The organism is Sphingomonas sp. SRS2 (assembly GCF_000971055.1).
Lineage (GTDB): Bacteria > Pseudomonadota > Alphaproteobacteria > Sphingomonadales > Sphingomonadaceae > Rhizorhabdus.
This window is the reverse complement of sequence record NZ_LARW01000047.1, coordinates 39,098-61,142: the sequence shown is the minus strand read 5'-3', so window position 1 is coordinate 61,142 and position 22,045 is coordinate 39,098. Positions and strand designations below refer to the sequence as shown.

Here is a 22,045-nt window from a genome sequence, read left to right as displayed (position 1 = left end):
GCCGCGACGGCGAAACGAAATCTGGGCGTGCCGCCGCTTCTACATCAGTCGCCGGGATTCACCCGAGCGTCTCGGAGACCGATTGTGTCAACGCGTGGCCTGCACCGTGCTGCCCGGCACGCTCGACATCGGGAGCAGCGCGCGCTCGCCATCGCCGACGATCGCGAACGCCGACCAGTAATAGGGATGCGAGGTGTCTGCATCGTCCATCAGACCGATCTGCGCCTTGCGCATTGCTGTCGCCATGCCGGTTCCCGCTGGCGCGGTGAACAGGCCGGTGATCAGCCGCTTGGTGGCGTTGAAGTCGTCGGGGACCGGCCAATGGCTGGCGATCACCGTGCGCGCGCCCGCACCGACGAAGGCGCGGACCAGGCCATCGAGCGCGAAGTTGCCGCCCGTGGTGACGCCAGCCTCGCGCGTCGCGGAGACCGTCGCCATGCCGGCGGTATCGCAAGCCGACAGGATCACGACGTCGGCGTCGAGCTTGAGGTCGAAGATCTCCTTGAACGACAGCAGCCCGTCCGAGGTGCCGCCGCCGAACGAGGTCAGCAGCGCCGGGCGAGAGGGGCATTCGGGGCGCGGCGCGGTGACGAGGCCATGGGTCGCGAAGTGGATGATCCGATAATCGGACAGATCGGTGCGGCCCTGGATCGTCGAGTCCGAGAAGTCGCCCCCGGTAATCAGCGCCGATTTATCCTTACCGATGATCCCGCTGGCGAGGAACAGCTCCGACGACGAGATCGGATTGTTCCAGTTGCTGAGCGGCCACGCGCAGTTATCGTTCATGGCGGGCGGCGGCACGAAGAACGGATTGAGCCCCGGGCGGCTGTTCTCGCCAAGGCCGATATAGCCCTTCACCGCCTTCGAGCTGGCGACATCGCGCCCATCGACGAACGAACGCGGGCTGACCACGGTCGACACGTCGCGGTTGCGGCCGAGCCAGGCGACGCCGCGGAAATCGAATTCGTCGGCCTTGGGCTTCTTGAGCCGCGCCAGATAGGCGTCGACACCGGCCTGCTCGATCGGCAGCAGATTGGCCGGCAGCTGGAGCAGCGGACCATCGGGCTCGAAGATGAAGTTGCTGACCTTGTGGAGATCGGCGTCGACCGGTCCCATCAGCGAGACATAGAGCTTGCGCGCGAGCACCACGTCGAACGGATAGGTCGCGACCTGGCCGTTCTCGATCTTCACCACCGAATCGCGGATCTGCGCGACGATGTCCTCGAGCTGCTTGGTGGTCATGTCGAGCCGCCAGGCGCGCGCAACATCGCGGGTCACGAACATCGCATAGATGTCCTGCGAAACGAGCGTGACCTTGTAATAGCCGTCGCCCGGACGCAGCGCCTTATGAAGCTCTTCGACCGACATGGTCTGCGGCGACAGCACCCGGTAGCGTGGGAATTTGCCGAGCTTGCCCTGCAGCACCGTCTGGTCGCGCGAATAGCGGGCGAGACGGGTCTGCGCCTCAGTCAGCGCGGCCCTGTCGACCGACGCCGGCGTCGATGTGATGCGCGCGATGTCGCCGGTAGCCCGGGCTATGTAGCGCGACAGCGTCACCGACTGGCGGAACAGGCTCGCGGCCTCGTCATCGCCACCCGAAAGCTCGCGCGCGAGCAGCGCCTGGGTCTGGGCGATGCCGGGACGCAGCATCACCTGGCTCGCGCTGAACATCAGCGAGACCGCGCGGGGATCGGTCGACGAGCGTTCGGCGAGCAGGCGGAAATAGGGACGCAGCAGCGAGCGGATCGAGCTCATCGCGCCGGGCAGGTTCTCCGCCGCCGAAATGACCTCGCCATACATCGTCATCGCGCGGTCGCCCTGGCCATGGCGGCTCAGGAAGCCGGCGAAGCGCGCCTTGGCGCCGAGCGAGATCGCGGTGTTCGGATGCTGGATCTCTACCACCTGAAGCGCATCGGCATAGAGCCGCTCGGCCTCGGGAATATTGCCCTCGACCTCGGCGACCAGCGCCAGTTCGTTCTGGATGTTCGACCGCAGCCAGCCGGTGCTGTTCAGCTTACCCTCCCGGACCGCCTGCATCGCATCGACCGCTTGGCCGAACGCTTCACGCGCCTTCGGGTAATTCTTGTTGATGCGGAATGCCACGCCACGCAGCTGGAGCGCCTGTGCGTCGAGCACCTGCGCGCGCTCGAACGGCTGGAGCTGCCCGTCGAGCGCTCCGCCGAGATTGTTCATCTCCTTGCTCTCACGGTTGAGATCTTCGGCGATGTCGCCCGAAATCTCGCCGGTCTTGAGCTTGGTGTCGGCGGCAACCTTCGACTCGACCTCGGCCACCGGCTTCGACAACTGCTCGATCGCGTCCTTGAGCTTGTTCTGGTTGAGGAAATGGATCGCGTAGAAGTTGCGCAGCATGCGCCCGGTGATCGGATCGGCGAGCGCGCTGGGCGTCGAGGCCCGTGCGAACAGCGCGTCAGCCGCCGAGAAATTGCGCTGGTTCGATTCCTGGAGCGCCTGGTTGGCGAGATATTCGGACAGCCGGGCGTCGCCCCGGACGCTGCTCGAATCGCGCTCGACGAGCGCCTCGAAGAATTCCGCGGCTTCGGCATAGGAGCCGTCATTGTTGCGCGCATAGGCTTCGGAAAGCGCGCTGTCGCTGTCGAGCGCGCCCGCTTGAACGCGCGCGAACGCCGCCGGATCGCCGGCAGACGTGGTCGCGACCTGAACCTCGCCCTTGACGATCGCGTCGGCGACGATCGTCTGGAGGCCGAGCTGAAGCGCGCTGTCATAGCCCCCGAGGCCATCGGCGATGTAGACGACGCGGCCCTTGCTATAGGCATAGCTCTTATAGGCGAGCTGGTTGGTCGGATCGACGCACTCGCGTTCCTCGACGTTGCTCAGCGCGCCGATCGTCACCGATTTGGGGGCTGCGCAATTGACCGGGGTGTCGGTGTTCTTGCCGACGCGTTCCACGGGATCGTCGGCGCCGCTGCGCAGCGCGAAGAGCCGGCCAACCGGCGCTGCCGCATCGCGACAGACGATCCGGTAGCCGCGATCGAACATGCCGGCCAGATTGGGGCTGACCGCGCGGTTCTGCGCGGTGCAGAGCACCCCGGTCGACCCGATCCGGAAGCTGTTGCGCAGCGAAAGCGCGCCCGGCTGTGTTGCGGCCGGCGCGCCCGTCGGCGCAGCGAGCATGGCGACGGCGAGAAGCGCCCCGCCAAATCCGAAACCCTTGCCCCGCATCACTGATTCCCCCCTGGTCCGTCAGAGCCGGTGTCGCCGATACCATCGGCCCCGCTCCACAGACTGCTGTTGCCGCCGCTGGTAATCGGCGTGTCGATCTGCGGCCCGCCCGTGTTCACGCGGCTGGTGTCAATCAGCACATTAGTGCCGCCGACCGCGCCGCCGGAACTCGCCGTGCTGGCGCTATCCTCGCCGCCCTCGTCATCGCCGCCCTCATCGGCGGCGCTGCCTCCGCTATCATCGGCGCTGGCGGTCTGGGTGGTTGATCCGGCGCTGGAGCCCGAACTGCCCGCTTCGCCCGAACCAGTCGCGCTGGTGTTGCCGGTCGAGCTGCTGCTGACGCTGCCGCCCGCGGTGCGGGTGCCGGTCAGCGAAGACTGGATGCTCGAGGTGATCTGGCTCGTCTCCTGCGTCACCGCGTCGACGATCACCGGATCCTCGATGATCGGCGGTGGCGGCGGTGACACCGGATCGACCGGCGGAGGCGGCGGCGACACGGGGTCGACCGGCGGCGGCGGTGACACCGGAGGAGGAGGAGGAGGCGGCGGCGGCGGCGGCGGCGGCGGTGGAGGTGATACCGGCGGCGGCGGCGGCGACGGGTTCACCTCGGCGGCGCGAACGGTGAACGCGAACGACATCGAGTCCGATGTTTCCGCGATGTTGTCGGAGACGATGACGAAGAATGGCACCGAACCGGTCGATCCTTCCGGCGGCGTTCCGCTCAGCTGACCCGTTTCACTGTCGATAGAAAGCCATTCGGGTGCGCCGCTCAACGAATAGGTGAAGTCGCCCGACCCGCCCGATACTTCGATCGTTTCTTCATAGAGCTCGCCAACGACCGCCTGATCGAGATCGCTGTTCGTCGTTATGATCTCTACCTGCCCCTCTTCCTCGCCGCCGCCACCGCCGACGGTAACGCCCGAACATGGCGTTGAATTAATGAAGCAGCTGGCGAAAGTGAGATTTCCCGAGTCGGCGATGAAACTGACATAGTCCGCTTGCACGGCGTCGATGTCGTCGACGGTCAGAAGGAAATTGCCGAACGCGATGTCGCCGTCATTGGCAGCGATGATCGACGGCCCCTCGCCATCCAGCGGCTGACCGCCACTGAAGGCGGGCGGCAGCGTGTTGCCCTCAGCCTGTATCGACGCATTGTCGATGGTGATGTCACCACCCTCGGTATGAATATAGAACTGGCCGATATCGGGGCTTGGCGCACCCGTGCCTAAAACGCCAGCACGGCCCGAAATGGTCGCGATCAGCGTCGGCGCCCCGTTCCCGCTGACGTTGCCGGTGCCGATCCGCAGCGTGCCGCGTTCGTCCGTGTTCAGGAATGACGAGCTGCCTTCCTGATAGCGATAGGTCGATGCGAGCTCGAACGCTCCGCCGATCCCGTCGCCCTTCAAGCCGGACGGCATCGAATCGGGGCCCTCTCCGCTTGGGCCGCCCTCACCGAAGGCGATGATGTTGAGCGAGGAAAGCGTGGCCGTACCGCCCTCCGCGCCGACATAGACATAGCCGCCTTCCGCGTTACCGCCGCGCCCGCCAATGCCGTCTGCACTGCTACTGCCGCCAATCGCGCCGGTACCGCCGAGACCGCCGCCGGCGGAAGTGATCGCCGTCACGCTGCCAAATGAGGCGCTGCCGAGGTTCGCGTCGGTATTCCGGCCGCTCAGCAAACCGACGATGATGGTTCCGCCCCGGGCGAAGCCACCCTGGCCGCCCGAGCCGCCTTCGACATCGGCATCGTCGACCATGCTGGTGCCGCGGCCGCCCGTGCCCCCAAGCGCGCTGGCGTCGAGCAGCGAGCTGTTGGCCACCTCGATCTCGCCATCGCCGGTTGTCGCGCCGAGCTGAATATAGCCGCCATAGGCCGCGCCGCCATTGCCACCGTCCTGCCCCGACGTATCGCCGGTGACGATATTGCCGTCACCCCCCTGCCCAGTCGCATAGAGGCTGACCGTCGACGCATAGGAGGTATTCAGCGCGAAATTTTGTTCGCCCCCGGTCACGGCGAAGAATTGAACGTCGCCGCCCCGCCCGGTGCCGCCGAAGCCGCCACTGGCGCCCTCTCCGGCTATGCCGTCGCCGCCCGTGCCATTGGCCTTCAGTTCGAGGCCCTGGCCCTGGAACCGCAAGTTGCCCGAAAAGCTGTTGGCATAGGCGCCGCTGATTTCGCCATCATTGTCACGGCCGCCCTGACCGGTGCCGCCAGTACCGCCAGCGCCGCCCGTTCCCGAAGCATCGCCATAGGCTTTCGTGTTGATGGTGAGCGCCCCACCGGGCGCGGTCTCGAAATCGGGCGTGCCAGTGTTGAAGCTTACCAGCCCGCCCACGCCATCGCCGCCGACGGCGTTCGCGCTGGCGTCTCCACCCACGCCCAGCGCATATATCGAGACAGTGCCGCCCGTTACCGAGCCGCCGCTATGCAGCGATTCGACAATCACCTGGCCGCCCTCTCCCCCGCCGCCAAAGCCTTCGGAACTCTCGCTCGTCCCGCCGATGCCGTCCGCATGGGCCGTCAGGGTTGTGCCCAGCGCGAGCGTGCCGCCGTTCATGCCGGTCTTGAGGTTTATCTTGCCGCCATAGCCATAGCCGCCGTCGCCATCGAAGCTGGCGCCGCCGAGGCCGTTGGCAGCGAGGGTGCTGGTTCCGCTCAACGTAACCATGGCGCCCGAACCATCGGCCGAGATCTCGATATCGCCGCCGTAGCCGTCGGCGCCGCTGCCCTCTCCGCCCGAGCCGCCGGTGCCGCTCGCGAAGATGTCCAGCTGTTGGGAAAAAGTTATGTCGCTGCCGGTACCCGTTGCGGCGATCCTGACATCGCCGCCTTCGGCCATACCGTCGAGAAACGAGAAGGCATCGGCACGAAGCTCGACATCTCCCTGAAACGAAAGAGACGCGCCGCCTACGGCATCGATATTGATGTCGCCGCCTCGAGCGACTCCGAAGAGCGGCGAGGTGTTGATCGAAACGGTGCCGGCGAAAGCCGTGCTCGCGCCGGCGTAGATGCTGGCAGGTCCGCCGGAAGTGCTGATATTCAGGCTGCCGCTGAATGCCGTCGCGACGCCCGACCGGATGTGCGTCGGAGCGTTGATCATCGTGTTTCCGGAGACATTGACCGTGCCCACGCCGGTGGCATCGCCCAATGCGGCGATCGACTCGGACGAGGTGTTTCGGCCAGCGGTCAGCACCACCCCCAGATTTGTAAGCTCGACGCCTTCAGCGACATCGAATGCGAAGGTCCCGCCCGTCAACGCCATCGTAATCGCGGTGTTCTTGGGCACGGCAACCAGATAGACGCCACGCTGCACATTTTCGGCAACGTTGATGGCGGTCATGCCGCCATGCGTGATCGCATTTGAGCTACCGGTGCCGCCGTTCATCGGCACTGTAATGTCGAACAGACCGTTGCCGGCGTTGAAGCTCAGATCCGCCTGCTCCGCCGCGACATAGGCCACGCTGCCGCCGGTAATGGATCCGAAAGAACCGGTTGTGACATTGCCGTTCTGCACAATACGCGGCGCAACGAGGCCCACAAAATTATTCGTGGTTATCGTCGCATTGTTCGCGATCTGAACGCTGGACGTGGCGTTAGCCAAGCCGCTGGCCGTGAAGCCGTTGGCATCGAAATTGTCGATCGGGACGCTCGTCAGGATCAACGACCCAACATCCAGATTCGCACCGCTGCCAACCAGAAATCCGCCCGAGCTGTAGAAAAACACATTGCCGCCGCGCACGCCATCGATCTTGCTGTCGATGGCGCCGTTGAGGGCAACCGCGCGACCGCTGGTGCCGGAAATGAGGTTCAGCACGGTGAAGTCGGTCACGCCGCTCTGATTGACATAAGAGGCGTGATCGCCTGCGGCCAGGAAGTCGATCGCTCCCGTGCCGCCGTTGGCGGCCAGGGCGCTGGTGCCCGGCGTCCAGTCGATCGTCACTGGCGTTGACTGCGTGAGTGTGACGATCGTGTCGCCATTCTGCGAATCAAAGCCGACGTTGAACCCCGTTCCAGATGGCGGTGCGCCCGCAAAATCGAACCCGCAGGCCGACGCGAGTTGCTCCTTCATCGGCATCGCTAGCAGCGTCGCGAGGACGGCCATCGAGGTCATCGTCCGCGATTTGGACTTCGCGCGGCCCCGCTCGGCGGCGAAGATGTCGGAAGGAACGCTACGCATGATCAGTTGTCCCAGGGCCAGAGCTTGGATGAAAGGGATACGAGGAAACGGGGGTCGCGGTTGCGGGTCTGCAGACCGCCCGCCTTCAGCGGCACCGCGATGGTGCCGTCGATGCGGAAACGATTGTTGAGCATAGCGCGCACGCCCGCGCCGACCGAGGCGATGAAATCGGGATTAGCGGGAAGCGGGATGCCGCGGTTCCACACCCACATCACATCGGTGAAGGCGAACGGCTGCAACGAGAGGTTCACCTTGGGAAGCGGCGCAAGGCGCGGCATCCGCAGTTCAAATCCGCTGCCAACGCCGCTGTCACCCGTGATAACGCCCGGATCATAGCCGCGACCGATTGAATAATTGCCCGCCGACATTTCCTCGAAACTGAACAGCGGATCGAAGGCATATTGGGCGCGCGGCGTCGCCGCGATCCAGAAACCTTTGCCGAGGTTCAGTTCGACCGAGGCCGAGGCGCGAACCAGGGTCGATGTCGGATCGCCTTCGCGGCGGCTGGGGCCGATGACGCTGAGCGGCGTGGCCGGCGGAATGCGGGGCGAGGCATCGAGAATGTCGAGCCCCTTGCGCAGCTCCACCGAGCCCGAGGCGCGCCACATCGGCACGCGCTGCTCGGCGATGTCGGCCGCATCCATGTCGAGGCGCAGGAAGCCGACACGCAGATGATCACGCGACAGATCGATCTTCGTACCCGCCGCATAAAAGGCCACGGTCTGGTTCAGATAATCCATGCCGCCCGCACCGACGATGCTCAACGCCTGGCTGCGAACGATCGGATATCGCAATTCGCCGGTCGCGAAGAGCGTGCGCGCCTTGAGCGCCACCCCGGCAGCGCCCGCCGCGCCGAGATCCGGCTTCGACCAGGCATAGGTGAAGTTGCCGCTCCAGGTCAGGCCTTCGCTGCCCAGCCGCGTGTCATAGCCGATCTGGGCGATCTGCTGCTCGCGGAAGTCGGTCGTGCTCGATAGCGATGCGCTCAACCGGTCGCCGCCGAGCAGCCCATAGGCCTGCGCAGCCACCGCGCCGGTCCAGCGGCCCGAGCTGCGCGACGAGAAATTCTGCAGGCTCGCGCTCACGTCGATCGGGCTGCGGGTGACGCTCACCTCGCCGACCAGTTCGCCCGGCGCGCCACCGGCGGGCTTGAGCGCGAGGCGGACCTCATAGCCCGGCAGATCGCGCGACAGCAGCAGATAGCGTTCCGCAACGAAGCGGTTGAAAACCTTCTCTTCGGTCAGATGCTTGAGATAGCCGGCGAGCAGCCCCTCGGCTTTGCCCGCGTCGCCGCGCACCCGGATCGCGACGATCTTCGCGAACAGCACCTCGAAGCGGACGACGCCATTTTCGATCCGTTGCACCGGCACCTGCACCGCCGCGAGATATCCCTTGCGGCGCAGTTCGGTCGCCGCGGCGTCGCGAATCGTGCAGATCGTGCTGATCGGCCGATCGGGGCCGAGCAGCGAGGCATAGCTCGCCTTCAGCTCTTCGGGGCTGACGCCCTGAAGATTATTGAACTGAGCTTCGGTGATCGTCACCTTGATGTCGGCATAAGCGGGGGAGTCGAGAGCGCAGGGCGCACGCTCGATATCGCCGTCGACGGTCAGCCGCGCCGATCGCGGCGCGGTCGCCTGCGGACGCCGGTCGATCTCCTCACGGGTCGGAGCAGCGAGTTGCGCGGCGGCCGGCGGCGCGACCTGCGCGAACGCGGCGTTCGATGCGATTGTGAAAAGCAGCGCCGAAACGGCAGCTGCTGAGAAAAGCGACTTGCGCAAGATTCCCCCCGAATGCCCCTGGCGAACCCCTCCGCCTTGCGGGTCGTCTTAGTCCCGTTCGTCAGCAATGTCATTGCCATATTGCAATGCGCATCAATGCGTTGCCAGACACATGAAGGCCCAGGCATCACAACTATATGGAGGCCCATAGACCGGCGCAGAAGCAGGAAAAACGCACTAGCGCACAAAGGGGGGCGCGCATCCGCTGTCGTTGCTGCACCGCAATGAACGCCTTGCCTAACCGCGATCCTCCGCCTAGAGGCCGCGGCGCGACAGGTTCCCGGAAACGGGAAAAAGGGAATTCGGAAGCGGGGTCGTCCCGCAGGCCGAGGCTGCCCCCGCAACTGTGATCGGTGAGCGATCGTCCAATACGTCACTGGGTGCTCCGGCATCTGGGAAGGCCGGACGAAACGCGAAGACCCGAGAGCCAGGAAACCTGCCCGTCGCGGTCGTTCCATCATGCGGGCGGGGTGCACCACATGATCGAGGCAATATCCTCGCGTGACGACGTTCGACTGGGGTCGTGCGCGGGGCAGATATCTCTTCCGACGTGGCCCCGATGGTTAATCCATGGGAGGAAATCCATGCGGACGTTTACAAGAAACCTGATTCCGGCGCTGGCGCTGTTGCCCGCGATCCTGTTGTCCACCCCTGTTCGGGCCGAAGAGGCTGAGGCCGATGGCGAGACGATCGTCGTCACCGCCAGCCGCTCAGAACAGAAATTGTCCGAGGTCGGCAAGTCGATCAGCGTAATCGATATCGACACGATCGAGCGGCGCCAGACCGCGTCAGTCGCCGATCTGCTGCGGACGATGCCCGGCATCACCATCCAGCGCAACGGCGGCCTCGGCACGATCACCAGCGTGTTCATCCGTGGCGCGCAGAGCGACCAGACGGTCGCGCTGATCGACGGCGTCAAGCTCAACGATCCGTCCGCGCCGGGCGGCGGCTTCAGCTTCGCCGATCTGCTCACCGACAATCTCGAGCGGATCGAGATATTGCGCGGGCCGCAGTCGGTGCTGTGGGGCAGCCAGGCGATCGGCGGCGTGGTCAACATCATCACCCGTGCGCCGAGCGACAGCCTGGAGCTGCGCGCGAGCGGCGAATATGGCAGCTTCGAAACCGGCCGGCTTTCGGGTGCAATCACTGGCCGGGTCGGCCCGACCGCGATCAGCGCGGGCGCGGGCTATCTGACCACCGATAGCATCTCGGTCGCCGAAGGCGGCGCCGAGAAGGACGGCCATCACCTGTTCGGCAGCTATGTGAAGACCAATACCGAACTGGCCGACGGCATCTCGCTCGACGTGCGCGGCTTCTATACGAAGAGCAAGGTCGACCTCGACGGCTTTCCGCCGCCGACCTACTCGATCGGCGATACCGACGAGTATCAGCGCCAGCAGCAGATCGTCGGCTATGCCGGCCTGAACGCAGACCTGCTGGACGGAAAGCTCAGGAACCGGCTGGCCGCGGCCTTCACCCGGATCGATCGCGACACCTATGACCCCGCTGCCGTGCCGGTGAAGAATTTCGACGGACGCGGTCGCAATCTGCGCTTCGAATATCAGGGCGTCGCCGATCTCGGCATCGCCCGGGCCACCTTCGGCGCCGAGCATCAGGAAGAGAAGCTCCGCACGATCAGCGCCTTTTCCGGACCGCCGGCGACGGCCCGGGCCAAGGCCAATCTCGACAGCGTCTATCTCGATCTGCACGCCACACCGATCGAAGGGCTCAACGCCGGCGCGGGCATCCGCTATGACGACCACAGCCAGTTCGGTGATGCGACGACGCTGAGCGCGGACCTCGCCTATACGCCCAATGCCGGGACGACCATCGTCCGTGCAAGCTATAGCGAGGGCTTCAAGGCGCCCTCGCTCTATCAGCTCTATGGAGATTTCGGGACGCTGGGCTTGCAGCCCGAAGAAGCGAAGGGCTGGGATGCCGGCATCACCCAGAAGCTGATCGGCGACGCGGTCGAGGTTCGCGCGACATGGTTCCAGCGTAAAGTGGCCAACCAGATCGACTTCGACCTGGGCACCTTCACCTACGCCAATATCGCCCGCGCGCGAGCGCGAGGCGCCGAGATCGAATTGCGTATCGAGCCGGCCAGGGATCTGCTGTTCACCGCCAACTATACCTACAGCAAGTCGGTCAATCACGAGCCGACCGACCCGAATTTCGGCAAGCAACTCGCCCGGCGTCCGCGCCAGACGGTGAATGTAACCGGCGATTACAGGTGGCCGTTCGGCCTCAGCACCGGCGCGACGATCAGCCATGTCTCACGCAGCTTCGATGATCCGGGGCACTTCACCCGGCTAGGCGACTATGTGCTGGTCGATCTGCGCGCCGCTATGCCGTTGACCAACAGCGTAGAACTCTACGGACGCATCGAGAATCTGTTCGACGAGCGCTACCAGACGGCGGCGGGCTTCGGGCAGCCGGGCCGCGCCGCCTATGCCGGGATCAGGCTGGTCTACTAGGAAAAGGGGGACAGGACCGGCGTTTGGGAAGACGCCGGTCCTGTCGGCCGCAAGGGCGTTGGCGCCGGCCGGGTGTCGCGCCGGGCCGCCTCGGATTGGGGGACGAGTCAGCCGGAATAACCGGTGCTATCCGCCCGCGGCGCAACCCGTATAGAATCGCCCGCACCGGGCACGCACCGCGTTAATATACGATCCGGGTTAGTCCCTAGGGGCTATCGCCAGCGTGAGCCGGCATCCGGCCATCCCGCGACGGTGGCCGTGCGGATCGCGGCGAGCACCGACGGCGCTTCGATCGCGGCGAGCGCGCGGGCACGGTTGACCTGCACCGTCCGCGGCTCGAGCCCCATCGCCTTGGCGATATCCTGATTGGTCTGCCCCGCGACAAGCCCCGCCAGCACCCGCGCTTCCGCCGGATTCAACCGCGACAGCCGCAGCTTCGCTTCGGCCACGAGCAGCGGCGGTTCGACGCCATGTTCGAGAAGGTGAAATCCGCGGTCGATCGCATCGAGCAGCGGCCGCATCTCATAAGGCTTGTAGAGGAAGTCGACCGCCCCGGCCTGGAAAGCCTCGATCGCTGTCGTAAAATCGCCGAAGCCGGTGATGACGATCATCCGGAATCGGTTGCTGCGCCGCGACAATGCCTGCATCACTGCCCTGCCGCTAAGGCCTTCAAGCTGGAGATCGAGCACGACGCAGCCGGGTTCGTGCCCGTCGAGCGAGGCAATGAAGCTGTCGCCGCTGCTATATTCGCGGCACTCGAAATCGCCATGCGCCTCGACGAGGCTCGTGATCGACGCCCGAACGATAGCCTCATCATCGACGACATATAAAATCCGCTTAGTCGTCATGGCCTGCCCCAGCCCGTGCGCACCGGTCCCCCTTGACCAAAATGCTTGCTTTTTTCGTTAGTTAACCACTGACGGCACTTAAGCAACAAAAAAAATGACGATAGTTGTTTCGGATTAGAAACAATGAAGTCGGTTTTGGTCTCCGTCGGCATCCGGTCGGGATCCTGGGGGGAGTTAACGAGTTCCAAATTGAAGCCGGTGAGTTTTTCCGAGCTTCTATGCTGAACTGTTTCTACCATGCGGCAGACCAGTTTCATCGTTAATGAGATATATTCCGCTGTTTTTTTCTCGGTTCTTGCAATTTTATTTCAGAAACTATCATTAATTCGGCCAAGTTTTGGGTGGAGATGAATCAGCGGTGCGTGCCGTCCGATGCATGCCCGCTGGGAAAAAGCGCCAAAAAAGAACAGAGTCAGCCTTGCTATAATTGTGGCAGCCCCGCCCGCCTCTCCGGACTTTTACCTATAAGGAAGGTCGGTTAATCGGCTGATTCCTACCATGATCCGCGGCCGGCGCTGGCCGCCCTATTGCTGGCCAATGATCGGCGGCGGCGACAGACTTGCGGCAATGGGGTCGGGAGGGCCAAAAAAATGATCGAACATAAGGACTTTGGATGTGGACGAGCGACCGCGGAAACGCGGTGTTAACCGGTTTGCGGTACCGATGCTGAATGGGCTGAAGGCCCTTGCAACGGGATGATGCGCGTGCCCAAGTTGATTTTGACCGTGGATGACTCGCCCAGCATGCGGATGCTGTTGCGCAGCGCGCTCTCGCGGCAGGGCTATGCAGTCGCCGAGGCCGAAGACGGGGTCGCCGCGCTCGAATGGCTGGCCGCGAATGAGCGCCCCGACCTTATGATCACCGACATCAACATGCCGCGCATGGACGGCTATGGCCTGGTCGAGACGGTGCGCGCCCAGGGGCCCCACAGCGACATGCCGATCCTGGTCCTGTCCACCGAGAGTTCCGAAGACAAGATGACACGCGCCCGCGAAGCCGGCGCCGATGGCTGGATCGTCAAGCCCTTCGATCCGGTGCAACTCGCATCCGCCATCCGCCACGCCGCGCTGTGACGGAGACCTACGCTTGAGCCTTCCCGTCAGAGCCCGCGTTCTCATCGTCGACGATTCGATCACGATGCGCGCTTTCTTCGGCGCCATTTTCGAGCGCGTCTCCGGCATCGAGGTGGTCGGAACCGCTTCGAGCGCCGCCGAGGCGCGCAAGCTGATGATCGAGAAGCGCCCCAATGTCATCACTCTGGACGTCGAGATGCCCGGGATGAGCGGGCTCGAATTCCTCGGGGAAATCATGCGCGATCGGCCCACCCCGGTAATCATGCTGTCGTCCCTGACCCAGAAGGGCGCTGAGACGAGCTTCAAGGCGCTCGAACTCGGCGCAGTCGACTGCTTTCCCAAGCCCAGCTCGACCAATCGCGACGAGTTTGCCGCCAAGCTCTCCGCGCTGGTGATCGCCGCCGCGACCGGCAATGTCCGCTTCGCGCGCTACGCCATCGATGCGCCCGCCCGTCCGGCGGTGCAGGCGCAGCCAGCGCCAGCCGGCTATGACTGGAACGGCAAGGTCGTACTGATGAGCACATCGACCGGCGGCGTCGATGCGCTGCTGCAATTGCTGCCATCCTTTCCGGTCGATTGCCCGCCGGTCGTGGTCAATCTGCAGATCGAGCCCGAGTTCGTGCCGCCGCTGCTCAAGCGGCTCAAGACGCTGTGCCATGCCAGGGTCCTACCCGCCGAGGACGGTCGCGCCCTCCGCCGCGGGGAGATCCAGATCGTGACCGATGCGGCGACCCACGCCGTGCTCGACCGTTGGCCCGAGCCGTCGCTGCGGCTGATCAACTCCAATCCGGTCAACGGCGTCCGCCCATCGGCAAGCCTGTTGTTCGCCACCGCCGCCAAGACCGCCGGGGTCAATGCCGTCGGGGTGATGCTGACCGGCATGGGCGCCGATGGCGTCGCCGGCCTCAAGGCGCTCCGCGCGACCGGCGCGCATACCATCTCGCAGGATTCGCTGACCTGCCTCGTCGATCAGGCGCCCGCCGCGGCGCGCGAGGCCGGGGTGATCGAACGCGATCTCCCGCTCGATCAGATTGTCGGCGCGATTCTGGAAAATTGCCGCCGCATCGCCGATGCGGCCTGACCAACAGATGTACGACCTTGATCGTTCAGGCTGCTCGAGCCCGGACGTGAATCAAGGTCTCAACTATAGAAGGAGAGCCTGATTTATGCCATCGGCGGAAGCGCAGAGCGCTTCCACCTTGGACGATCAGGCTCTTTGCCGGGGGGCAGTATGACATCGATCAGCCAGGACGACATTCTCGCCATGCTCGCCGACGAGCTCGATGCCGCGCGCGCGCAGCTCGAAGTCCTGGGCATCGCGCTGGCCGGTGACGAGACGGTCGCCGCGCGCCATATGACCGGTCTCCAGGCGCTCGACCATGTCGGCCAGCGCTGCGCTTCGGTCGCGGCGATCCTGCGCGCCGACGATCTCCACGCGGCCAGCCATGCCGCCAGCCTGGAAAGCATCCCCGCGCGGCTGGCGACGCTGGGTTCCCGGCGACACTGATATCGCTCGGGCGAAAGCCGGGACCGGTACTGGTCTTGCGATAAGGCCGTCGCGCATGTGGTGGCGGCCCCGGTGTCCGCCGAGGCGACGCTCGATTACGGCCTTAGCGGAACGGCGGTTCATCAAAGGCGCGCAGCTTGCGGCTGTGCAGGCGTGAGCCCTCGCCGCGCAGCAGGCTGACCGCAGCGATGCCGATCTGGAGATGCTCGGCGATCGCGCGCTCGTAAAAGCGGTTGGCCTGGCCGGGCAATTTGATCTCGCCATGGATCGGCTTGTCCGACACGCACAGCAACGTCCCATAGGGCACGCGGAAGCGATAGCCCTGTGCGGCGAGCGTCGCCGATTCCATGTCGATCGCGACTGCGCGGCTCTGGCTGAAGCGCAGCGCCGAGGCGGTATAGCGCAGCTCCCAGTTGCGGTCGTCCGAGGTCACGACCGTGCCGGTCCGCATACGCAGCTTCAGCTGTTCGCGGCTCTCGCCCGATACGATCTCGGCGGCGTGGGTCAGCGCCTGCTGGACCTCGGCGATCGCGGGGATCGGGATTTCGGGGGGCAGCACGCTGTCGAGGACATGGTCGTCGCGCAGATAGGCGTGCGCGAGCACATAGTCGCCGATCCGCTGGCTGGGTCGCAGTCCGCCGCAATGGCCGATCATCAGCCAGGCCGCGGGCCGCGTCACCGCGAGATGATCGGTGATCGTCTTGGCGTTGGACGGGCCGACGCCGATATTGACCAATGTGATCCCCGATCCATCGGGGGCGACGAGATGATAGGCCGGCATCTGGTGCTTGCGCCACGCGCTGTCGGCGATCGCCTGTTTGGGGTCGGGATCGCCAGGGCGAATTTCCACCCCGCCGGCACCACTCAGCATCGTGTAGCGGCTGTCGCCGTCGAGCTGCTCGATCGCCCAGTGGACGAACTCGTCAACATAGCGGTGATAGTTGGTGAACAGGATATAGTCCTGCACATGGCCCGGCGGCGTGCCGGTATAATGGCGCAGCCGCGCAAGGCTGAAGTCCACGCGCGGCGCATCGAACAGGGCGAGCGGACGGGCAGCGCCCTCTTCCTGCACCCACAGCCCGTCGGCGAGCTCATCGCCGATATGCGACAATTCGGTCGACGGAAAAATCCGCGCCAGTTCGACCGGCGCGGCGCCGGTCAGGTCGAGATCGTCGCCCGCGTCGAGCACATAATTATAGGGGATCTCGGTACGGCTGACCCCGGCCTCGACGGTCACGCCGAAATCGTCGATCAGCAGGTCCATCTGCTGGGCAAGATAGGAGGCGAACAGCGCTGGCTGCGTGACCGCGATCGCATAGTCGCCCGCCGCCTGGAGCCGCCCGTAGGCGCGACCGAGCGGGCCGGGATCGCGCGTGCCGTCATAGCGCAGCCGGATTTCGGGATAGGCGAAGGCGCCGTTGCCGCGCATCGCCGGATCGGGCCGTTCGCCGGTGCGGATATAATGGGTCAGCGCGGCGCGCAGCCGGGAAACCGATTGCTGATAGATCGCGTCGAGCTGATCGACGATGGTCTGACTCTGGGTGGATGGCAATTACTACTCCTTATGTGTTTCTCTCATAGCTGGCCGAGCAGGTGATCGGCGCTGCTGACATTATATTCGCGCGGGGCCTCTACATTCAGGGTGGTCACCACGCCGTCCCTGACGATCATCGAGAAGCGCTGGCCGCGCATGCCGAGGCCCGCGCCGCTGGCGTCCATGGTCAGGCCGATTGCCTTGACGAAATCGCCATTGCCGTCGGCCAGCATCGTCACCTTGCCATCGGCGCCGGCCGACTTGCCCCATGCGCCCATCACAAAGGCGTCGTTCACTGCGGTGCAGACGATCTCGTCGACGCCCTTCGCCCGAATTTCGTCGGCCTTGTCGACGAATCCCGGCAGATGTTTGGCCGAGCAGGTCGGGGTAAAGGCGCCGGGCACCGAGAAGAGCGCGACGGTGCGACCGGCGAACAGCGCATCGCTGCTCATTTCGGCGGGGCCGTCATCGGTCATCACCTTGAAGGTCGCAGCGGGAATACGGTCTCCGGTGCTGATCGGCATCTGCGTCTCCTGTCCTTTTCGTCTCGGGCGGTGTTAGCCGCGCCATGTTGCAGAACATAGGACGCGATTGCGAGCTTTTTAGAGGCCACCCCTCGCCCTGTGATGAGGCCGGGCGATCCCACCCGTTCGCCACTTTGCGTCCGCAGGGGCGAGGTCTATAAAAGCGGACGATGGATGCGCCTGCCTCTCTCAGCGGACAATATCTGCTCGCCATGCCCGGCATAGGCGATCCGCGCTTCGAAAAGGCGGTGATCGCGATGTGCGCGCATGATGATCAGGGCGCACTGGGTGTCGGCGTCGGCCGCATCCTGCCCGGCATCAGGCTGCATACCCTGCTCGAACAGCTCGACATCGCGCCTGGGCTCGCCCCCGATCGCGCGATCCATGCCGGTGGTCCGGTCGAGCCGCAGCGCGGCTTCGTCCTGCACGGCCTCGACTGGACCGGCGAGGATACCGTCGATGTCGACGGGCGCTGGGGGCTGACCTCGACACTCGACGTGCTGCGCGCGATCGCCGGGGGTGAGGGGCCGGCGCGGTGGCTGGTCGCGCTCGGCTATGCCGGCTGGGGCCAAGGACAGCTCGATGGCGAGATGCGCCGCCATGGCTGGCTTGCGACTCGGGGTGAGGACAGCCTGTTGTTCGAGCATGCCGCTCCGGAAAGATGGGATCTGGCGATGCGATCGGCCGGTATCGATCCGCGCATGCTCGCATCGACTAGTGGCCGGGCGTAGACTCCTCGACACTCTGGTCGTGCACTAGGCATCTCATTACGTTATCGTACTGAAAAATCAGACATTTAGATCTGCTCTTAACCAATTCCGGCAAGACTCGATGAAGGCTTGGAGTCGATCTTGCGGAGGGGTGGCTGCTTATAGGAAGCAGTCTTGGGCAAGGTTTTCTCCCGATGCGGAAGTTTTTATGCGCGGCCGTGGCCGTGCTGTCGGCGGTGTCGCCGGCCAATGCCGGCTGCTGGTCGGCCGACCATGCGAGCGCAGCCCGCGTGCGCGATCTCCAGACCTTCCTGATGGTCGAGACGCTGCGCTGCCAGGCGATGGGGTTCAACATCTCGGCGGACTATAACGCCTTCGTCCGCGCCAACCGCGGCGCGATCGGCGCGGCCAACGACCGGATCAAAGCCTTTTTCATCGGCTCGGCAGGGCCGGTCTATGGCCAGACCGCCTATGACCGTTTCACCACCTCGCTCGCCAACGCCTATGGCGCGGCCAGGACCAACGCCGACAGCTGCGCCACCGCGCGCAGCACCGCCGCCGAGGCCGCGCTGATGGCCAATTCGCACGAAGGCCTCACGATGATTGCCGACCGCCAGGGCCTCAACCCGGCATTGCCCGGCGGGCGTTGCGGGCAGGAGACGATGGCGGTGATCGGGCAATAGATGCCGTCGCCCCGGCGGAGGCCGGGGCCGCCAGAGGCTCCTGTCTCAACATCACCGCAAACAACCTGACGGCCCCGGCCTCCGCCGGGGCGACGCGAGCGATATAAAGAATTCTTTATATTTGCATCGCGACAGCTCTCCCGCTATTGCGCCCGGCATTGCCGCCGGCGTCCCCGGCTGCCCCAGCCCCAAGGAGAAGCCCGGTGGCCACCGCCGTTGCGACTGAATTCAAAGACTATGTCATTGCCGATCTGAGCCTCGCCGATTTCGGCCGCGCCGAGATCAATATCGCCGAGACCGAGATGCCGGGCCTGATGGCGCTGCGCTCCGAGTTCGGCGCGTCGAAGCCGCTGAAGGGCGCGCGGATCACCGGATCGCTGCACATGACGATCCAGACCGCCGTGCTGATCGAGACGCTGACCGCGCTGGGCGCCGACGTTCGCTGGGCGACCTGCAACATCTTCTCGACCCAGGACCATGCCGCCGCGGCGATCGCCGCGACGGGCGTTCCGGTTTTCGCGGTCAAGGGCGAGAGCCTGGCCGATTATTGGGATTATGTCGGCGATATCTTCAACTGGGGCGCGGATAGCGACGGCCAGACCGCCAACATCATCCTCGACGATGGCGGCGACGCGACGATGTTCGCGCTGTGGGGCGCGAAGCTCGAAGCCGGCGCCACCCTCGGCGAGCCCGAGAATGAGGAAGAAGTCGAGTTCCAGCGCTCGCTAAAGGCGTTCATCGCCAAATATCCGGGCTATCTGACCGAGACCGTCAAGAACCTGAAGGGCGTCTCGGAAGAGACCACCACCGGTGTGCACCGTCTCTATGAGATCGCCAAGAAGGGCGAACTGCCCTTCCCCGCGATCAACGTTAACGACAGCGTCACCAAGTCGAAGTTCGACAATCTCTATGGCTGCAAGGAATCGCTGGTCGACGCGATCCGCCGCGCTACCGACGTCATGCTCGCCGGCAAGGTCGCCTGCGTCGCCGGCTTCGGCGATGTCGGCAAGGGCTCGGCCCAGTCGCTCCGCAATGGCGGCGCGCGCGTCATGGTGACGGAGGTCGATCCGATCTGCGCGCTGCAGGCGGCGATGGAAGGTTTCGAAGTCGTGACGATGGAAGAGGCAGTCAAGCGCGCCGACATCTTCTGCACCGCGACCGGCAACGCCGACGTCATCACCGCCGAACATATGGCGGCGATGAAACCGATGTCGATCGTGTGCAACATCGGCCACTTCGACAGCGAAATCCAGATCGCGGCGCTAAGCAATTACGAGTGGAACGAGGTCAAGCCCGGCACCGACCTGGTAAAGTTCCCCGACGGCAAGCAGATCATCATCCTGGCCAAGGGCCGGCTGGTGAACCTGGGCTGCGCGACCGGTCACCCGAGCTTCGTGATGTCGGCGAGCTTCACCAACCAGACGCTTGCGCAGATCGAGCTGTGGACGCGCGGCGAGAACTACAAGAACGAGGTCTATGTCCTGCCGAAGCATCTCGACGAGAAGGTGGCCGCGCTCCACCTCGAGAAGCTCGGCGTCAAGCTGACCAAGCTCACCGCGAAGCAGGCCGGGTATATCGGGGTGTCGACCGAAGGGCCGTTCAAGCCCGACCACTACCGCTACTGATCGGCACGGGGAGCGGGTCCGCCTGCTCCCCTGCCTTCCGGCGGGTCAGCCCTGCAGCGCTTTCACCATCAGCCGGGCGATGTCGGGCGCAGTCGCCGCGACATCCTTCGCCCGCCGCGACAGCGGCCGATGGCCGAGGCCGAACAGGCAGGCCAGCAGAAATTCCTCAGCGGCTTCGAGCGCGTGCTCGCTAAGCGCCTTATTCGCCTCGCAGGCCAGGGCCCGCAGGGTGACGCGGCACGGCGTCAGGAACGCGTCGATCTTCTCCGCGACCGATGGATTGCGGCTCGCTTCGGCCAGCATTTCGAAGGACAGCGCGGTTTCGCTCTCGGTCAGGTTGTTGCAGACGAGCAGCTCGAATGCCTTCTCGATCGTGATCTCGCCCGCTTGCGTGCGCCGCAGGGCGTCATCGAACTCTGCCAGGAAGTCCGCGACGTCTTCACCGACGATGGCGACGATGATGTCATTCTTGTTCTTGAACGAGCGATAGATTTGGCCGACGCTGACCTTTGCCTCGGCCGCCAGTTCGGACATGGCGGTCCGGTGAAATCCCCGCTCGGCGAACAGGTGGCGAGCCGCCGCCAAGATGCGGCTGTGGCCATCCGGCATTTGCTGCAATGCACCCAAAAACTTTCCCCCCGGCTTTTTTGCCTTGACCGGCTTCTCGCACATCCCGTAGATCGCCGCAATCGGAATGAACGTTCATTCCGGAGCGCGCCAGCCAGAGATTATCCTATGAAATCGCCCCTCGATCACCAGTTTGGACGCAAGACTCTGGCTATCGCCGCGCTGCTCTTGCTGGCTGGTTGCGGCGGCGAAGCTCCGCCACCGCCTCCGCCGCCCGCGGTTGGCGTCGTCACGCTTTCGAACGAATCGGTCGCGCTCACCACCGATCTCCCTGGACGGGTTTCGGCGATCGGTACGTCCGAGGTCAGGCCCCAGATCAGCGGCGTGGTCCGCCAGCGGCTGTTCGAGGAAGGCGCCAATGTGCGCGCGGGGCAATTGTTGTTTGTCGTCGAGGACGCGCCCTATCGCGCCGCCGTCGCTGCCGCGCGCGGCAATCTTGCGCGTGCGCAGGCCGCCATCAACGCGACGCGCCTGCAATCGCAACGCTATCGGGAACTCGTCGCGATCAATGCGGTCAGCCGGCAGGAAGCCGACAATGCCGATGCGTCGGCGCAGCAGGCGAACGCCGACGTGATGGCGCAACGCGCGGCGGCTGATGCCGCCGCGGTGAACCTGGGCTTCACCCGCATACGCGCGCCTATAGCGGGCCGCATCGGCCGTTCGACCGTGACCGCGGGTGCGCTGGTTCAGGCCGGGCAGGCCGAGCCGCTCGCCACGATCCAGCAGACCGGGCGGGTCTATGTGGATATTACGCAGTCGGCGGCGCAACTGCTCGATCTCAAGGAAACGATGCGCGGCGGCGGCGTCCGCAGCGGCGAGGGCGCGCCGGTACGTTTGATGCTCCCCAACGGTAAAGCCTATCCGATTGAGGGCAGGCTGCAATTTTCGGAAGTCACGGTCGATGAGACCAGCGGCGCAGTCACGCTGCGGGCCAGCTTCGCCAATCCGCGCGGTGATCTGCTGCCCGGCATGTATGTCCGCGCCCGGCTGACGGAGGGGGTACGGACCAGCGCGCTGCTCGCTCCCCAGCAGGGGATTACCCGCGATCCGCGCGGCCGCGCGACCGCGCGACCGCGCTGGTCATCGGCAAGGGCAACAAGGTCGAGCAGCGCGATATAACCCTCGATCGCCCGGTCGGCGACAAGTGGATCGTCAGCAGGGGCCTTCGCCCTGGCGACCGGCTGATCGTTGAGGGGCTGATGAACCTTCGACCCGGAACCGTCGTGACGCCCGGTGCACCGCAGCAGATCACTCGTCCGGCCAGCGCGAACTGATCGATG

General features: G+C 65.0%; 14 protein-coding genes, 1 pseudogene and 1 riboswitch. Of the genes and pseudogenes, 8 read left to right on the top strand and 7 right to left on the bottom strand.

Annotation, left to right across the window (positions count from 1 at the left end; all coding sequences use genetic code 11):
- Positions 1-87: 87 nt before the first annotated feature.
- The 3 genes from WP12_RS02510 to WP12_RS02500 are packed head-to-tail and all read right to left on the bottom strand — an operon-like array spanning position 88 to position 9,157.
- Positions 88-3,201 (bottom strand): CHAT domain-containing protein, encoded by a 3,114-nt coding sequence (locus WP12_RS02510; protein WP_046192194.1) that lies wholly within the window; start codon positions 3,199-3,201, stop codon positions 88-90.
- The gene (locus WP12_RS25170; RefSeq protein WP_046192193.1) at positions 3,201-7,379 is read right to left on the bottom strand and encodes a beta strand repeat-containing protein; all 4,179 of its coding nucleotides are present in this window, start codon (positions 7,377-7,379) and stop codon (positions 3,201-3,203) included. Before WP12_RS25170 ends, WP12_RS02510 begins: the two co-directional genes overlap by 1 nt.
- Before the next feature lie 2 nt (positions 7,380-7,381).
- Positions 7,382-9,157, bottom strand: coding sequence for a ShlB/FhaC/HecB family hemolysin secretion/activation protein (locus tag WP12_RS02500; RefSeq protein WP_046192192.1), 1,776 nt, complete (start codon positions 9,155-9,157; stop codon positions 7,382-7,384).
- 257 nt (positions 9,158-9,414) lie between these two features.
- Positions 9,415-9,615, top strand: a riboswitch (cobalamin riboswitch).
- A gap of 126 nt (positions 9,616-9,741) precedes the next feature.
- Here WP12_RS02500 and WP12_RS02495 point away from each other — a divergent pair.
- Positions 9,742-11,634, top strand: coding sequence for a TonB-dependent receptor plug domain-containing protein (locus tag WP12_RS02495; protein WP_046192191.1), 1,893 nt, complete (start codon positions 9,742-9,744; stop codon positions 11,632-11,634).
- A gap of 212 nt (positions 11,635-11,846) precedes the next feature.
- Here WP12_RS02495 and WP12_RS02490 read toward each other — a convergent pair whose 3' ends face one another.
- Positions 11,847-12,482: a response regulator transcription factor gene (locus tag WP12_RS02490; RefSeq protein ID WP_046192190.1), complete on the bottom strand. Its 636-nt coding sequence runs from the start codon at positions 12,480-12,482 to the stop codon at positions 11,847-11,849.
- A gap of 698 nt (positions 12,483-13,180) precedes the next feature.
- Between WP12_RS02490 and WP12_RS02485 the strand changes: the two genes are divergently transcribed.
- From WP12_RS02485 to WP12_RS02475, 3 genes are all read left to right on the top strand, one after another.
- A complete protein-coding gene (locus WP12_RS02485) occupies positions 13,181-13,555 on the top strand; it encodes a response regulator (RefSeq protein WP_443027847.1) in 375 nt (124 codons plus the stop codon).
- Between the two features lie 13 nt (positions 13,556-13,568).
- Positions 13,569-14,636 (top strand): chemotaxis-specific protein-glutamate methyltransferase CheB, encoded by a 1,068-nt coding sequence (gene cheB, locus WP12_RS02480; RefSeq protein ID WP_046192189.1) that lies wholly within the window; start codon positions 13,569-13,571, stop codon positions 14,634-14,636.
- A gap of 150 nt (positions 14,637-14,786) precedes the next feature.
- The gene (locus tag WP12_RS02475) at positions 14,787-15,062 is read left to right on the top strand and encodes a hypothetical protein (protein WP_046192188.1); all 276 of its coding nucleotides are present in this window, start codon (positions 14,787-14,789) and stop codon (positions 15,060-15,062) included.
- Between the two features lie 103 nt (positions 15,063-15,165).
- Here the strand turns inward: WP12_RS02475 and WP12_RS02470 are convergent, their stop codons facing one another.
- Both WP12_RS02470 and WP12_RS02465 read right to left on the bottom strand, forming a co-directional pair.
- Positions 15,166-16,614, bottom strand: a complete 1,449-nt coding sequence (locus WP12_RS02470) for an AMP nucleosidase (RefSeq protein ID WP_046192187.1) — start codon at positions 16,612-16,614, stop codon at positions 15,166-15,168.
- Between the two features lie 23 nt (positions 16,615-16,637).
- A complete protein-coding gene (locus tag WP12_RS02465) occupies positions 16,638-17,120 on the bottom strand; it encodes a peroxiredoxin (RefSeq protein WP_046192186.1) in 483 nt (160 codons plus the stop codon).
- A gap of 170 nt (positions 17,121-17,290) precedes the next feature.
- On the opposite strand from WP12_RS02465, the gene WP12_RS02460 reads away from it, so the two are divergent.
- The 3 genes from WP12_RS02460 (at position 17,291) to ahcY (ending at position 20,138) form a co-directional block, all read left to right on the top strand.
- Positions 17,291-17,851: a YqgE/AlgH family protein gene (locus WP12_RS02460; protein WP_046192185.1), complete on the top strand. Its 561-nt coding sequence runs from the start codon at positions 17,291-17,293 to the stop codon at positions 17,849-17,851.
- A gap of 173 nt (positions 17,852-18,024) precedes the next feature.
- Entirely contained in the window at positions 18,025-18,513 is a 489-nt protein-coding gene (locus tag WP12_RS25165; protein WP_052730160.1) for a hypothetical protein, read from the top strand.
- 203 nt (positions 18,514-18,716) lie between these two features.
- Positions 18,717-20,138, top strand: a complete 1,422-nt coding sequence (ahcY, locus tag WP12_RS02450) for an adenosylhomocysteinase (protein WP_046192184.1) — start codon at positions 18,717-18,719, stop codon at positions 20,136-20,138.
- Positions 20,139-20,183: 45 nt separating this feature from the next.
- Here ahcY and WP12_RS02445 read toward each other — a convergent pair whose 3' ends face one another.
- Positions 20,184-20,747, bottom strand: coding sequence for a TetR/AcrR family transcriptional regulator (locus WP12_RS02445; protein ID WP_046192224.1), 564 nt, complete (start codon positions 20,745-20,747; stop codon positions 20,184-20,186).
- 126 nt (positions 20,748-20,873) lie between these two features.
- Here WP12_RS02445 and WP12_RS02440 point away from each other — a divergent pair.
- A pseudogene (locus WP12_RS02440) lies at positions 20,874-22,039 on the top strand (efflux RND transporter periplasmic adaptor subunit).
- Positions 22,040-22,045 lie beyond the last annotated feature (6 nt).

What these genes read in the sequence shown, in the direction of transcription:
- WP12_RS02510 (WP_046192194.1), bottom strand. Translation starts at nt 3,201, where the DNA reads ATGCGGGGCAAGGGTTTCGGATTTGGCGGGGCGCTTCTCGCCGTCGCC.
- WP12_RS25170 (WP_046192193.1), bottom strand. Translation starts at nt 7,379, where the DNA reads ATGCGTAGCGTTCCTTCCGACATCTTCGCCGCCGAGCGGGGCCGCGCG.
- WP12_RS02495 (WP_046192191.1), top strand. Translation starts at nt 9,742, where the DNA reads ATGCGGACGTTTACAAGAAACCTGATTCCGGCGCTGGCGCTGTTGCCC.
- WP12_RS02490 (WP_046192190.1), bottom strand. Translation starts at nt 12,482, where the DNA reads ATGACGACTAAGCGGATTTTATATGTCGTCGATGATGAGGCTATCGTT.
- WP12_RS02485 (WP_443027847.1), top strand. Translation starts at nt 13,181, where the DNA reads ATGCGCGTGCCCAAGTTGATTTTGACCGTGGATGACTCGCCCAGCATG.
- WP12_RS02475 (WP_046192188.1), top strand. Translation starts at nt 14,787, where the DNA reads ATGACATCGATCAGCCAGGACGACATTCTCGCCATGCTCGCCGACGAG.
- WP12_RS02465 (WP_046192186.1), bottom strand. Translation starts at nt 17,120, where the DNA reads ATGCCGATCAGCACCGGAGACCGTATTCCCGCTGCGACCTTCAAGGTG.
- WP12_RS02460 (WP_046192185.1), top strand. Translation starts at nt 17,291, where the DNA reads ATGGATGCGCCTGCCTCTCTCAGCGGACAATATCTGCTCGCCATGCCC.
- WP12_RS25165 (WP_052730160.1), top strand. Translation starts at nt 18,025, where the DNA reads ATGCGGAAGTTTTTATGCGCGGCCGTGGCCGTGCTGTCGGCGGTGTCG.
- WP12_RS02445 (WP_046192224.1), bottom strand. Translation starts at nt 20,747, where the DNA reads ATGCCGGATGGCCACAGCCGCATCTTGGCGGCGGCTCGCCACCTGTTC.